1 pseudogene is annotated in these 276 nt (G+C 65.2%); it reads left to right on the forward strand.

The features are described from left to right. Nucleotides 1-276 (forward strand): annotated as a pseudogene (locus SB753_RS36975) (cytochrome P450); the annotation flags it as partial.

Consider the following 276-nt stretch of genomic DNA (forward strand, 5'->3'; position numbering starts at 1 on the left):
CGCACACGCGCCTGCGCGCGTTGCTGATGAAGGCATTCAATGCGCGGCAGATCGAAACGCTGCGTACCATCGCGGAAGAAACGACGGACAGTCTGATCGACGCGATGCAAGGCAAGCCCGAAGTGGATCTCGTCAGCGAGTTCGCGATGCCGCTGCCGTTGCAGATCATCTGCCGGCTGCTCGATGTGCCCGTCGAGGATGGCGTGCGCTTCGGCGACGCGGCGAGCCTGCTGGTGTCCGCGTTCGATCTCGCGCCGATGTCCGCCGACGCGCTCG

It is taken from the genome of Paraburkholderia sp. SIMBA_053 (genome assembly GCF_046534895.1).
GTDB classification, from domain to species: Bacteria; Pseudomonadota; Gammaproteobacteria; order Burkholderiales; family Burkholderiaceae; genus Paraburkholderia; species Paraburkholderia caledonica.